General features: G+C 54.1%; 6 protein-coding genes. All 6 read left to right on the top strand.

The features are described from left to right. Positions 1 to 141: 141 nt before the first annotated feature. The 6 genes from AC07OP_RS25930 to AC07OP_RS25955 all read left to right on the top strand — a co-directional run bounded on the left by AC07OP_RS25930 (position 142) and on the right by AC07OP_RS25955 (position 14,369). Positions 142 to 11,187, top strand: coding sequence for an HNH/ENDO VII family nuclease (locus AC07OP_RS25930; RefSeq protein WP_495102549.1), 11,046 nt, complete (start codon positions 142 to 144; stop codon positions 11,185 to 11,187). Positions 11,188 to 11,194: 7 nt separating this feature from the next. Further along, positions 11,195 to 11,644, top strand: coding sequence for an SMI1/KNR4 family protein (locus AC07OP_RS25935; RefSeq protein WP_281112250.1), 450 nt, complete (start codon positions 11,195 to 11,197; stop codon positions 11,642 to 11,644). Positions 11,645 to 11,831: 187 nt separating this feature from the next. After that, entirely contained in the window at positions 11,832 to 12,575 is a 744-nt protein-coding gene (locus AC07OP_RS25940; protein WP_495102550.1) for a hypothetical protein, read from the top strand. Positions 12,576 to 12,577: 2 nt separating this feature from the next. Further along, positions 12,578 to 13,276 (top strand): hypothetical protein, encoded by a 699-nt coding sequence (locus AC07OP_RS25945; protein WP_495102551.1) that lies wholly within the window; start codon positions 12,578 to 12,580, stop codon positions 13,274 to 13,276. A 65-nt stretch (positions 13,277 to 13,341) separates the two neighbouring features. Then, on the top strand, positions 13,342 to 13,770 hold the full coding sequence (locus tag AC07OP_RS25950; RefSeq protein WP_150675587.1) for a tetratricopeptide repeat protein: 429 nt from the start codon (positions 13,342 to 13,344) through the stop codon (positions 13,768 to 13,770). Between the two features lie 335 nt (positions 13,771 to 14,105). Beyond that, positions 14,106 to 14,369, top strand: coding sequence for a flagellar biosynthetic protein FliQ (locus tag AC07OP_RS25955; RefSeq protein ID WP_495102552.1), 264 nt, complete (start codon positions 14,106 to 14,108; stop codon positions 14,367 to 14,369). The last annotated feature ends 13 nt before the right edge of the window (positions 14,370 to 14,382 follow it).

Raw genomic sequence — 14,382 nt, forward strand, 5'->3', positions numbered from 1 at the left:
TAAAAAAATTTTCACCCGCCCTAAACAATCCTCGAAATCGACGCATAAGGACTGACAGAGGGGCTGATTTACCGCGCTCGCGGACAGTCCAATTGTCTTGAACCGCAAGGCCGGTTCAGTTGGGGCGGGGGAGTCAAGGAAATGGTAGCGATCGTTGCTGGCAATGGATTGGGTCTGTTCAACACCTCGCTCAACTCGCTGGGTGGCAGCGGTTCGCCCGGCCAGGGCAACCTCGGCCAGGCTGGCGGCCAAGCGTTGGTCAATATCAGCAATGGCAACCTGGTCCTGCGTTTTACCGATGAGCAATTGTCCGGTCTTGGTCAGGATCTTCTGCATACCCGGACCTACAACACCCGAGGTGATTTCAGCGACGCAGACGCCGATGGCTGGCGCTGGGATGCCGAGCGCAGCCTGACGTTAGTGGGCACCTTGAATACTGCCGGCAGTCAGATGGTCCGCATCACCGGCGATGGTCACAAAGCGGTCTATCGCTGGGACGGAACACGCTATCAGTCCACCGAAGGTGATGGCGCGCATGACACCCTCACGTGGGACGACCTCGCAGGGCAAGTGGTATGGACCGATGGTTCACGACGCACCACTGAACGTTACAACTGGAATGGCCAACTGGTATCCACTACCGATGCCAATGGCACCCAGATCAGCTACAGCTATGACGTCCAGGGGCGTTTGAGCAGCGTCAAAGACAGTTCGGGTCAGGAGCTGGTGCTTAACTATAACGCCGCCGGCAAGCTGGAGCGCCTGGACACGCGGCGTTCGGCAGGTGAGGCACTGACGCGCCAGGTGTATTACACCTATGACGGCCTGGGCCGCCTGACCAACGTCAGCACTGACCTGAGCCCGCAAGACAACAGCATCGCCGATGGCAAGGTCTACACCACGTCCTATACGTACGTGGAGTCGAGTTTCTACATTGCCAGCGTCACGCAGAGCGATGGCACCACCGTGAATTTCGGCTACGAACAAGTGGGGGCCGATTATCGTGTCAGCATCGTCAGTGACGCGTCTGGAATTACACGTTTTAGCTATGACACAGCCAACCGTCGCACCGATGTGCTCAATGGGCTTGGGCAGCAGTGGAGTTATTACTACGACACTCAGGATCAACTGATCGAGGTACGCACGCCGGCAGTCAACGGCCAGCGTCTGTCCACGCGCTACAGCTACGACGCCGACGGTAATGTGCTCCAGGTCGTCGACGGTCGCGGCAACTCGGTGAGCTATGGCTACGATGCCAATGGTAATCGGGTGCTGGAGCGTGACAGCGCAGGTAACACGATCACACGCAGCTACAACGCCGATAACCAATTGCTCAACGAAGTGCGCTATCGCGTGCCTGCGACCCGCAACGGCACCGGCTGGACCGAACCGCCTGCGAGCAGTGCCCAGGTCACGCGTTATGCCTATGACAGTAACAACCGCCTGCGATTTGCCGTGGATGGTGCTGGCCAGGTGGTGGAGTACCGCTATAACGCCAGCGGCCTGCGTACGCAGGAAGTCAGTTACGGTGATGCGCAGTTTGCGGTGTCAGGGCTGGCGCCTGCCGACGTGTTGTCCGAGTCGTCGCTGATCACATGGGCGGCCGCAAGGGACAAAACACGTTCGACGCTGACCGAACTGAGCTATGACTATCGCGGCAACCTGAACCGTCGTGTGGTGTATGCCGCTGTGGCTGCCAATGGCGCGGGCCTGCTGGACAGTGCCGCGAACGTTACCGAGTTTATTTACAGTGAACACGGCCAGTTACTCCAGACCCTGGCTGTGCGTGGAGCTGATAGAAACGCGAAGGCTGCGCTAACCTCCATTGTGTATGACGGCATGGGCCGAGTACTCAGTCAGACTGATGCGTCCGGCACACGTACAACGGTCTATAACGGCCTCAATCGTACAGTCACGACGACCAACAGCGCAGGGCTGACCATCAGCCAGTCCTACGACATCTGGGGTCGGTTGATCACACAAAGCGAAACCGCCGCCAACGCCACACCGCGCTCGACGCTGTATGTGTATGACGCGGCTGGCCGGCAAACCATGGTCCAGGACGCCACGGGCGTGCGCTCCTATGTGCTGTATGACGAGGCGGGACGGGTCAGTGCGCAGATCAACGGCTTGGGAGCCGTCACTGAGTTTGTCTACAACGCCTCGGGGCAGCGGATCCAGGAAAAACGCTACGCTACCTTGATCGATACCACTGGCGGGTATGACGGCACAACTGTGTTCGTCACCCAAGTGACGCAGGTTCGGCCCCCGGCTAACCCTGATGATCGAGTCACCTCTTTCACCTACGATTCCGCAGGGCGCCTGAGTACCACCACCACACCCGCGGGGTTGGTGACGACCCTCGGCTACGACGGCCTTGGGCAGTTGGTGCGGCAGCAGGCCGGGGATCGAATCACACGGTTTTTCTACGATGCCAGTGGGCATCAGACCGGGCAGTTGGATGCTGAAGGCTACCTGCGGGAAAATCGTTATGACGCCGCTGGCCGACTGGTCCAGACCATTCGTTATGCCGCAGTGACCGCCGCCGCCAACCGCGAATCAGGCACACTCGATCAACTGAGGCCAAGTGAAGGTGGCAGCCTGTCGACCTGGTATTTCTATGATGCGGCCGGCAGGCAGGTCGGCAGCCTCGATGAGCAGCAGTTTGTCACTGAGACTGTGTTCGACGAAGCCACCAACACCCAGCAAACCGTTCGATACGCAGCAGCCTATACCGCCGCGGTCAACAGCAATACAGGGTTCGCCACGCTCAAGGCCGCAGTGTCCGGCAGTGCGCGGCAAACCAGTACCACCGCTTTTGACGGCCAGGGGCGAGTGGCCCAGCGTACGGCGACCGACGGTACGGTGACCGCCTATGAATATGACGCGGCAGGACGCCTGGTGCGCGAAACCCGGGCTCAAGGTACACCCGAGGCTCGCAGTGTACTCATCCGTTATGACGCCTTCGGGCAAACCATCGGCAAACTGCTGGGCGAGGCGTCGGGTCGCATTACGGTCGGCATGACCGACGCCCAAGTGGCCGCCGTTTATGCGCAATATGGTCTGACCTATCGTTACGACGCCGCCGGCCGCGTCGCCAGCGCCAGCGATGCATTGGGCAACCGGACACTGTCCTACTACGATGCGGCAGGACGTTTGACCCATGTAATTAACGCCCTGGGCGAAGTCAGCGAAACCCGCTATACCGCTTTCGGTGATGCCAGCGAGCGCGCGACCCTGACAAACCGACTCAGTACGGCCAACACCGCTACGTTGTCGGGCGGTTTGTTGACGGTGCAGGTCAATGCACTGGTTCAGGCGATTCGTGATGCCAACACCGATAACCGCAGCTTCTACGCCTACACCACCTCCGGCACGCTGGCCGGCAGTTCCGATGCGCTGGGCAATACCGTTGGCTACGCCTACAACCTGTTTGGCGAGCAGGTTGGCAGCCTGCGTACCAGCACCAGTGGCACCACGATTCGCGAAAGCCTGGCTTATAACCGGCGTGGTGAACTGATTGGTAAGGAAGAGGACGTCGGCGGTTTATCGCGCACCTCCGGAGTCTTCTATGACGCCTTCGGACGGGTGATCAACAGGATCGATGGGCGAGGGCAGATCAACAGCACCAGCTACCTGGACAATGGTCGCGTGATCGTTGAAAGCAATCCCCTCAGCCAGACCCAGGGCCGTGAATACGACGCCTTTGGCCGTGTCTTGCGCCAGATGGACGCGCGTGGGCTGATCACGACCTATAGCTACAACGACAGCACGCGCACGTTGGTGGTGACCACGCCGGATGGCCTGGCCATGACTACCGTGCGTAATCGTCACGGTGAAACACTGACGATCACCGACAGCAAAGGCCGTACCCAGGCCTTCAGCTATGACAAAAACGGCCAACAGATCGCCAGTACCGATGGTCTGGGTCGTACCAACACAAATACTTACGATGTCGCCGGACATCTGCTGAGCGTGACTGATGCAGTGGGCCGGGTGACGACCTATGGCTACGATGCTGCGAATCGCATGATCAGTCGTACCGACGCTGCCGGGGTTGTGACCCAATATGCGTTTGATGGGCAGGGGCGCAAAGTGCGTATGACCGAGGCGGGTCAACGCGTCACTGACTACGCCTACGACCGCAAGGGTCAATTGCTGACGGTGGTGCAAGACCCGAACGGCCTCAAGCTGACGACCACCTACACCTATGACGGCTTTGGTCGACAGGTTCAGGTGGCACGCGGCACCACCGCCAATCCGAATCAGCAGATCGTTCTGTATGTATTCGATAACCTGGGCCGTCGCACCGCCGAACGACTTGATCCCAACGGGCACAACCTCACGACGCAATATTTCTACAACGCCAATGACCAGGTGACTCGCAAGCTGGATCCAGGTGGCAACAGTACCTGGTACGTCTATGACAATGCCGGGCGCGTGACTGACACAGTGGATGCTCTCGGCGGTGTCACCCGCAGTACCTATGATCCGGATGGTCGCCTGGCCAGCACTACTCGTTTCGCCACCGCCCTGAGTGCCAGCGCGCTGGCCGCCTTGGGCAACTCGCCGGCCAACGTTGCGGCAGGCGCCAGCGCCAAGGACCAGGTCACCACCTATCTCTACGATCAGATGGGTCGAGTGCGGGTGACCATCGATGCACTGAACCAGGTTACAGAAACGCTGTATGACCAACAGGGACGTATCACTGAAAGCCGCCTTTACGACAAGGCAATGCCGGCGGGCACACCGCGCACCTTTGAGGGCGTGACTGCCGCGCTGACTAACCTGGGCGCGCTGACGTACACCACGCGCTCGGTATACGACGCCGCCGGGCAGCTCAGCAGTGTCACCGACGCCGCCGGCAAGACCGAATCCTACACGTACGATGCCGTGGGCAATCGGACCACCTTAACCAACAAAAACGGTTCGGTGTGGAACTACCGCTACGACAACGTGAACCGGCTGGTAGAAGAAATCACCCCCGCGGTTGCCGTGTCGAGCATTGATATCAATGGGGTGGTCAGTACTCGCTCGCTACTGCAGGTCACCCGCATTACCTACGATGCGTTGAGTAACGTCACCAGCCGAACGGCGGGACGCTTGCGCAGCGCATTGGCAGCTGATCCGGCTGGCGATGACCTGAGCCAGGCAAGGACCACCGCGTACGCCTACGACGCTGTCGGCCATCAAGTGCAGATCACCGCGCCGGGCTGGTACAACAAGGTCACCGGTGCTTATCAGCAGGCCTCGGACGGAACGGCCAATACGCTGCAGGTGACCACGGACGTCACCTACGATGCACTCGGGAATGCGCTGCGCAATCGTGTCCGAGTCAACAACACTGGCGCGCCGGGGACTGACTTCGTCGACAGCTACAAGGTCTACGACACCCTCGGCCGACTGACCCATGACATTGATCCCCTTAAAGGAGTGACGGCCTACACCTATGATGCCCAAGGCAACCGCCTGACCACCAAGCGGTATGCCAATGCCTTGACGGCACCCGCGCCGACAGCTGGTTATTACACGGCCAGCGACCTGAACAGCTCAACGCTGATACCCAATGCCTCACAAGACCGAACACTGATCACCACCTACGACGCCTTGGGACGCAAGACCGCAGTGCAACAGGACGCCGTCAGTGTCTACACCTTCACTGGCAACGTTGCCACGTCGACCTTGATCACCGCCTCGCCGACTACGGTTTACAGTTACAACGCCTTAGGCCAATTGGTGCGTGAAACCCTGATCGCGCGAAACGCCAGCGGCGTGACCGTGCAGAGCGGCGCCAGCAATGTGTACTACTACGACCTGGCCGGGCAACGCATCGGCAGCGTCGATGGCCAGGGTAACTACACCCGCATGGAGTACAACGTGCTGGGCAAGGTCAGTCGCCAGGTCGAGTACGCCAATGGGCTGAGCGGTTGGGACGACAGCACTCCGCCGAGCCCGCCGGTAATCAGCGTCAACGATCGCAGTACACGTTTCGAATACGACGCCATGGGGCGCTTGAGCCAAGTGACCCAGGAAGGCGTGCGTTACTGGCAACAGACTATCAATGGTCAGTCAGGTACGGTCTCTGCAGTGGCGGTAGTCGGCAATCAGTTGGTCAGCCAGATGTACTACGACGGCGTGGGCAACGTGCGGGCAGTGGTGGACGCTGCCGGTAACGTCACCTCAACCGAATACAATGCCCTGGGGCAGACTGTGCGGCTTGTCGAGCCGGCCCGAGCCACGGCAAAAAACGGCGCAGTGGATCCCTTTGCCGCCGGTTTCGTCTATGCGTCACCCACTACCACCTACGCACTCAATGCCTTCGGCCAGGTGTTGAGCGAAACCGAAAGTGCCGGGGTCGATTCGGCAGGCAATCAACAGGCCGGCGTAACCCGTGTCACACGCTCCCGTTTTGATGCGGCGGGTTACGAAGTTCAAAGCATCGACGCCAGTGGTTCGGCGCAGTCCTACAAGGTCGACGCGGCCGGTCGGCGTGTGGAAGAAAGTCGCCAGATCAACGTGACCTTGAGTGGCTGGACGGTTGGCGGCGCTGCGCTCACTCGCACCCAAACCATCCGCCGTGGCTACACCTACGATGTGATGGGCCAACAGCTGTCCACCACCGATTGGTACACGGCCGCCGACAACACCCAGAAAACCACCATCAACTCAGCGGTGTACAACCGTTTCGGCGAGGTGACCAGCCAGTTGTTGAATGGCTACCTGCAAGCCGGTTATGTCTATGACCAGGCCGGGAGGGTTACCCAGCAGCAAAACGCTCAAGGCATTACCCGCGTCGATTACGACCTCAATGCGAAGGCCAGTCGCAGTAACCAGATCGGCGACGCCAACACCGCCGCAGATGATCGTATTACCTACACCCGCTACGACGTTCTCGGCCGAGCCCTTGAGCAGCATCTGCCCGCGTTTGAAGCCAACATCAACGCCGATACGCTGAACAACATCAACCTGACCCTGGCCACGCCGATCATTCGCCAGAGCTACGACCGCTGGGGCAACCTGCTGACCCGCACCGATGCTCGCGGCTACATCACCACCTACACCTACGATCACAACAACAAGCAACTCACCGAAACCTTGCCGGTCACCGACATTCTGCGGGAGAACGGCACCAGCTATCGCGCCAGCCTGATCCATGAAAAGCGTTATGACGTGCTGGGGCAGTTGATTCAGGAAGTGGATCTGGTGGGGCCTTATGCAGGCATGCCTACCAGCACCGCCTTGCGTACGCGACAGCATGTCTACAATCAGGTGGGTGAGTTGCTGCGTGATATCGATGCGTTGGGATATTCGCGCAATTACCTGATGGATAGCCACGGCAATCGAGTTGCCACCCAGGATGCGCTGGGGACCGTATTGGTTGACAGCTACGACGCGATGGATCGGCAGTTGACGCACGGGATCGTGCGTAATGGCGTTGCGGTGACGTTGTCGACCAATCAGTACGACCAGGCGGGTCGGTTGGTTGGGGAGATCAGTGGGAGTAGCGCAGTAGAGGAGACGTTGGCCAGCGCCAGTGGGTCGGGGGTTATGACTGGGGTGGCGGGGAATGTGCGGTATACGTTGTTTGATGAGCGGGGGAATATTGTTAAAACGAGGAATGAGTCGAAAACGGAAAAATATTATGAATATAACGAAGCCAATCGTAAGTCCAGCCAAAGCGATGCACTCAATAATTCTCTGGGCTGGACTTATAATGAATCGGATTTTGGTCGATTAATAACAAGTCGTGCGCGATTTAGGCCTCAGTCAAGTTATACCTATAACAGCTTTGGACAACTGATACAGGAGCGTACATCCGGATCCACCGAGATAACGCCTGGAAACTTTTATGATTCCGGAGTGAGTAGTTACTATCGCCATGATTACTATGCCAATGGGCTGTCGAAGTCTATGGTTGTTACAGGTGATCCACTCATCGCGGGTGATGTTTATCTGGAACGCTATACCTATCAATATGATCTGGCCGGGAATAAGGTTAGAGAAATAAACGATAAGAGGGTCAGGGATACATTTTTTATTGTTGTGGATTTGTCCGTGAGTATGGAGTCGCGGTTTCAGATAGATGAACAGTCCAGATTAAAGGAGATGAATGCGCCGGCAGGCAGTAGTGCGGTCGGGTGGATACCTTCCGTGGTCGGCAGTGCCCGAGTGGATTCTCTTCGGTACTTTTTTGACGAGCTTGGCAATCGGCGTAGAACTTACCTGGATGCTACGAATCAAGCCGGCGGGCGAACCCAAATCGACAATTGGTATAAGTTTGACGATGAGGGAAGAGTTTTAGTAGATGAAGGCTATTCCAATAATGGTGTCATCGTTGCAGGAAAATCAGGCGGGAAAGAAAAAGGCACTGCCATTGTTTATGATGTATTAGGCCGTCGCTTGGCAACCGAGCAGTGGGGCAGTACGGTCGCGGGTAATGAGTCCTACGTCCATAAAAGCTACACGTATAACGATTTGTCTCAAGTATTGAGTCTGAGTAGCGCCAAGGTACGGCGCGCCTTGGGGGCCGACAGCATCCAAAGTGTAGTGTCTCAAGATGCATCTGTTCTGGAGTTTGTTAACGTTTATGACGCTGTGGGTTGGCGCAACGCACAAACAACATATGGTTCAGGTGTAGTAAGTTCGGTTGCATCCTATCGCTATCGCGGAGATGGTCAGGTAGTAGCGCAGTTGTTAGAAAACGTTACAGGTGGAGTGCAAAAAAAATCTCAAGCTAGTTTTTTTGGCGAGTCAGGTATGTTTGATGGTGCAGGTAATCAAGTGCTGTCGCGCTATGTGATCTATAACTCAGATGGCATAAGTGTGAGTTATACAGGTACTTACAGTAAAACCTATCAAATGACGAACGGCGGGTATAAAGAGGGTGAGGTTACGGCCGCGTCAAGTCTTCCTGGAACGCCTGGGAGCACCTCTTTCGGGTATAGCAGGAATGGTGCGGTTGAAAGTGTGGCATTTGGCTCCAGTCTAAGGTTTTTCACTTCAAATAAAGAGGGGCAGGTCACCACGAGGTCGGAGCCCAATAATACAGTACAAAACTATTTTTATTATGATGGAAAGGCGTTGGCTAATGTCGGTACCGCCAGCGCTGCGGAAATCAGCGATACGTTGATCCCCATCTCTGCGGACTATCCGGCCCGCACAACCAGCAGTTATATCATTAGTCAGGGCGATACACTTGCGAGCATAGCGCACGCTGTATGGGGCGACTCAGGCATGTGGTACCTGATTGCCGATGCCAACGGACTGGATCCTAGCAAGTCCTTGCTACCGGGTAGCACTGTGCGCATTCCAAACGTTGTAGGCAGTACGCACAACAACTCCACAACATTCAAACCTTATAATGTCGATGACATAGTCGGAGATACGACACCGACCCCTGTTCCACCTCCACCCCCAAAACCAAAGAAAAAGAAAAGCAGCGGTCTCGCGAGTGTTGTCATGGTGGTCGTGGCAGTAGTTGCCACCGTCCTGACTGCCGGTGCAGCCGCCCCAGTGGCCGCTGCTGTTGCAAGCTCAACCGCTGTTGGCAGTCTTGCGTTGACCGGAGCAGCAGTACTGTCGGGTGCAGCTGGATGGGCTGGTTTGGGGGCTGCGGTACTGGGTGGAGTCGTGGGAAGTGCAGCATCTCAATTGGCAGGAAAGGCCATGGGTGTAGTGGATGATTTTTCCTGGAAGCAAGTCGCTGTCGCTGGGCTGACGTCTGGAATTACTGCCGGGTTTGGCTCCTTAGCGCAGGCAGGAGCCCTCGGCTCATGGGCGAGCACTGCTGCAGAAGCCATGAGGACCGGAGGTACTTACGGCACCGGCTACGCGGCACTGGGGACATTCAACTATGCCAACAGCCAGATCGCCAGCCGGGTGGTGGGGCTGGATAACTCGTTCAGTTGGCGCAATGTTGCGGCATCTGCAGTTGGAGCTACCGTCGCCGGGTATGTAGGTGGGAATGGCCCTGGTTTAGTGAGTTCAACAGTGCGTGGGCAGATCAGTGCTTATGCTTCTGCGGTTTTGAAAGATAAATGGTTTGGAGGTGCTCGACCTGATTTCGGGCAGGTTGCGGCCGATGCGTTCGGCAACACGTTGGGTAACTTTATGGTGAGTCAGTTACGTGTTGAAGATGCATCTAAGCAAAATTTAGTCGCTTCGCTTGCCACTAATCAATGGCAAAAAATGCTGGATAGTGGAGAGTTGCCTGATACGTTAACAACGGCGGAAGTTCGTTTTCTAGCGCGTGAAACTGAAAAAAATCAGGGTGTGCTACCCGTAGAGTTGCGGCGGGCTTTGTTTAAAGAGCCGGAGCCGCTGTTTTCCGCTGACGTGTATGAAGATACCGATCTAATGAGTACCTTTCCGACTCATTTCGAGACGGGTAGTTCACTGCTTGATATGACTTATGGTTTGAACTCTATGATCCATAATGGTGTGGCACTTGGAGTTAATACAGTATGGGCTGGAGCGAACGCTATCCCAATTGCGTGGGCCGCAGTGGGGGATCGTACTTTTGATCAGGCGAGTCAGGACGTGATGGTGTCTATGCTGTCGTTGCCCGGAGGCACACTTACTGGGAGATTACTTGCGCCTTCGACCATGCTGTCTAACAAGATTGATCTAACACTTGCCCGTGTAATGCAGTCGGACGCATTCAGCGTTAATATCGGCACCGCCTCTCGGACCTCGACGTTACAAGACGTTATTTTGATTGGTGATGACGTGCCTGTCATTGAAACTACATTGACGAACGCTGCTAAACCTTGGAAGACATTCGCAGATAACATTTACTTTACTGATAAGGTGGAATGGACCGCTACTAGGCCAAAAGGTACTGGCCAAACCTATACAGTCATTCAAAGAAATGATGTCGATTGGGGGATTATTCGCAGTGATGGGCCTAAAGACTTCATAGGAAGATCGAATGCAGAGGCGGCTGCAAAAGGTTTGTCTCCACAGTTGCGTGACGGTAGTTTTGCTACGTTACATCATATGGGGCAGGATTCACGCGGTGCCTTGGCTGAGGCGAGTACTCGTTACCACGGAGTAGGGACACCTGGTCAAAATGCCCTGCATAGTCAGTATGGGAAAAATATTCCAAACCCAAACTTTCCAATTGATAGACGGGCCTTTTCAGTCGATACTAGAGAATATTGGCAGTGGCGCGTAAAGAATCAGTGAGGTTGGTATGTCAAGTCTAGAGAAGGTAAAGAGTCGATTTGAGTCGTTGAATGGTATTCGCGCAGTGGATCCGGATTTTATTGAAAATCTGGAACACGAGTTGAAAATATCACTTCCCACTAGCTTCAAATTGGTGGGGGAGTTTTTTGACGGAAGTGGCATTTACGTTTTACCGCTGCACCAGATCGGTTGGGAGTCTCCGACTAATGTTCTTAGTGAAACGAAACGCTTGAGAAACAGTGGGCAACTTTTACCAAACTATCTTGTGTTGGGCGAACCTGCTGAAGGCTTAATCGTGATGGACTGCAACTCCCAATTGGGTCAGGTGCTCTGGTGTGATGCAATTGATGTTAATCGCCTAGGTAGAGACGCATTGATGACAGCGCCTGAGGTGTGGGGCTCCTACTTGGATTTTGTTGAGTATTTGTTATCGGAGGAAGAGTCTGATCGACTGTAAGTTTACAGTCGTTGCCCAAAGGATTTAATGCGTTGAAAGGGGCTTCGGTTAAGTGGGAGACTTATGGGAAGGATAATCTGTATGGTGAATATATCGAAGGTCTTAAAAATACCCAGCGGGAAATGGAGCGGCTAATTCAGAATCAAATTCGTGTCTATCAATCAGCTAATAGATTGGGTGTAAAGTGATGCTGGATAAATTAGATTATGACTTCATTTGCTCGTCCAGCGACGACCTGGATGTTTCGGTTGCGGAGCGTTTAAAGCCGGAAATCAGGGAGGCTTTAGGGGCTCCCGTCAGCAATTTGTTTCCAGGTTTTGTATCTGCATTTCCCTTGACGGCGAAGGCAATGGAGGAAAACTGGCCATCTCCCGTTGCGGCATTTATTAAAGGGTCCAGGCTTGTTCTTTCCTTTCTAGTTTGCGAAAAGAAAGAAGGTAATCTTTTCTTTAATCTGACTTATGTAAACGAACCTACGTCGGGTCAGTTATATGATTCTGAGCATGCCATGCTCCCTTTGAAGTGGTGCGAGCTATATCGCCTATTTAATTCGTTCGTGATAACAGAGTCTTCAACTAAGCCGTCAGGATGGATAAATTCGTTGTTTGATTTTTCTGGACGTATGACTCTTGAGGAATATCGTACTCATGTGGGCGGTAAAAAGTCAGCCATGAGAGCGCTGGAAGAGAAAATAGGGTCAAAACAGTTAAGGTGCTGGTTACTAACTGAGAGTGGAGATGCCTTGTTTCTCGATGAGGCACGCTGTGATCATAAGGTGTACCACATCAAGAATGGTGAGTTTGATGATTGCCATTTGTTGAAGCAGGCTGACGGAGTGCTTGACAAGTATTTGGCTGGTTACGTATCTAAAGATGGCGTGGTGGGCTTCAATTTTAGATCTGGAGAGGTTGTGAGTATTGGTAGGAATTGAACATGTCGTCTATAGAAAGCATTCGATTTTACGCAAAACAAGTCAGTACTTTTGAAGAGGGATTTTTATACGCCAAAAACCATGAAAATTATCATTTGCTTTCGCTTAACAGTCGTCAGATTTTTTTGAGCCAGCTAATGCAGGCGTTGATTACATGGCGGAGTGGAGAAAATCCTCGATCATTCAGTGAGCAGGGTGTGGAGCGCGGCTTGGAAAGTGTGAGGGCTCTGCTTGAGCTAGATCCCGAAGCTAACTTAAAAAATGCGTTTCCTATCGAAAAGTTACAGATTCTTGCATTTCTTATTGATAGGGAAATAGAAGTAGAAAAAGGTTGTAGGTCGATTGAACCTCCAGATCGGAAGTTGGACTGTATCTTGGCGGCGATTTTGGCGGGGGAGTCGATTAGCTCTTTCAGTGATGCCGTTGCTGGTGAATTAATCAGGTTGTCAAAAGTGAAAAGATCTGCTCTCGCTGCAAAAACCTACCAACTCTACTTTAATATTTTGAAGTATGAAGGTGTGGGTGAGGTTGACACGGCGGACAATCTTTATCGCCAGCGGGCAGTGGACGCGTTTTATGTCAATGGTTATGAATCGGAAGGCGGTGGGTTGGATAATGGGCTCGTTGTTGATTATAGACTGGGGGCTATTCTGAAATATCTCGATTACTCCGGATCCAGCGTTCATCTTTGGCGATGGTAGTGGGGTTTGGCCTTGGTTGTTTGGCGTTTTTCGAGCGGCTTCATGTGGCTTAAATGGATGTGAATATGAGTGCTGAGCTTGATGTCGTTCTGCATGAAAAAATAAAAGAATATTGCCGTTCCGGTGACATGCTGGCTGAGCAAGGAAACCATGAGGAGGCAATAGCCGAGTACAACCGCGCCTGGCGATCAGTTCCCGAACCTAAAAATAGTTGGGAAGCCTCTACCTGGATTCTGGCCGCAATAGCAGATGCGTGTTTTCTATCTGGTTACAAATCTTCTGCGCGTGATGCATTGCAGTATGCAATGACTTGTCCTGGTGGCATCGGTAACCCATTTTTGCACTTGCGGCTTGGGCAGGTTTATCTCGATGAGGGACAAGAGGACAGTGCGGCAGACGAGCTGATGCGGGCTTATATGGGGGCGGGGCAAGAGATTTTTGCGAATGAGAGTTCACACTATCTGAGTTTCCTAAAAGCACGGGCCAAATTGTGACGTAGAACAACGCTTTTGACTATTGACGATAGCTATGGTGCGTTCTTCAGGCCTTGGGTAGATGGCATGAGCGTCTGTCATAGCTACAAAGCCAAGCATTTTCTTTGTCGATTGGAGATAGCATGGTGCCAAGGCATACCGCTTTTGGATGGTTTTTTGCGTGCCGCTCTATTCAAAAGAAACGTTAAAAAACTCTTTTTATTTTTCCTCCGTCCCCTCTTGTTTCACGACTTCAGGAATGGCTATGATCAGCCAGCAAAATAATGGCTACTAGCCATGGAACTCTGGGTGGCATGTGATGTCTCCGGATCAAAATGCACTACCTGGGGACATGGATGACACAGGATTTCATGCTGTACGCGCTCAAGGAAGCGCTGCTCACTGCAGCCCTGGTTGCCGCCCCTTTGCTATTGGCGATCCTGATCGTCGGCCTGTTGGTCAGTATTCTTCAGGTGGCCACGCAGATCCAGGAAATGACCCTCACGTTCATCCCTAAACTGATCATCACCGTCGTGATGCTGTTGGTTTTGGGTGGTTGGATGCTGACGATGCTCAAGCAGTTTGCGCTGAGTGCACTCACTCAGGCTGCTGGCTTCTAGTCGTGTTGACGCC

It is taken from the genome of Pseudomonas sp. GW821-FHT09D08 (assembly GCF_059416305.1).

Bases quoted from the DNA above. Each gene is read 5' to 3' on its own strand.
- AC07OP_RS25935 (WP_281112250.1), top strand. From the start codon at position 11,195: ATGTCAAGTCTAGAGAAGGTAAAGAGTCGATTTGAGTCGTTGAATGGT.
- AC07OP_RS25955 (WP_495102552.1), top strand. From the start codon at position 14,106: ATGACACAGGATTTCATGCTGTACGCGCTCAAGGAAGCGCTGCTCACT.
- AC07OP_RS25940 (WP_495102550.1), top strand. From the start codon at position 11,832: ATGCTGGATAAATTAGATTATGACTTCATTTGCTCGTCCAGCGACGAC.
- AC07OP_RS25930 (WP_495102549.1), top strand. From the start codon at position 142: ATGGTAGCGATCGTTGCTGGCAATGGATTGGGTCTGTTCAACACCTCG.
- AC07OP_RS25945 (WP_495102551.1), top strand. From the start codon at position 12,578: ATGTCGTCTATAGAAAGCATTCGATTTTACGCAAAACAAGTCAGTACT.
- AC07OP_RS25950 (WP_150675587.1), top strand. From the start codon at position 13,342: ATGAGTGCTGAGCTTGATGTCGTTCTGCATGAAAAAATAAAAGAATAT.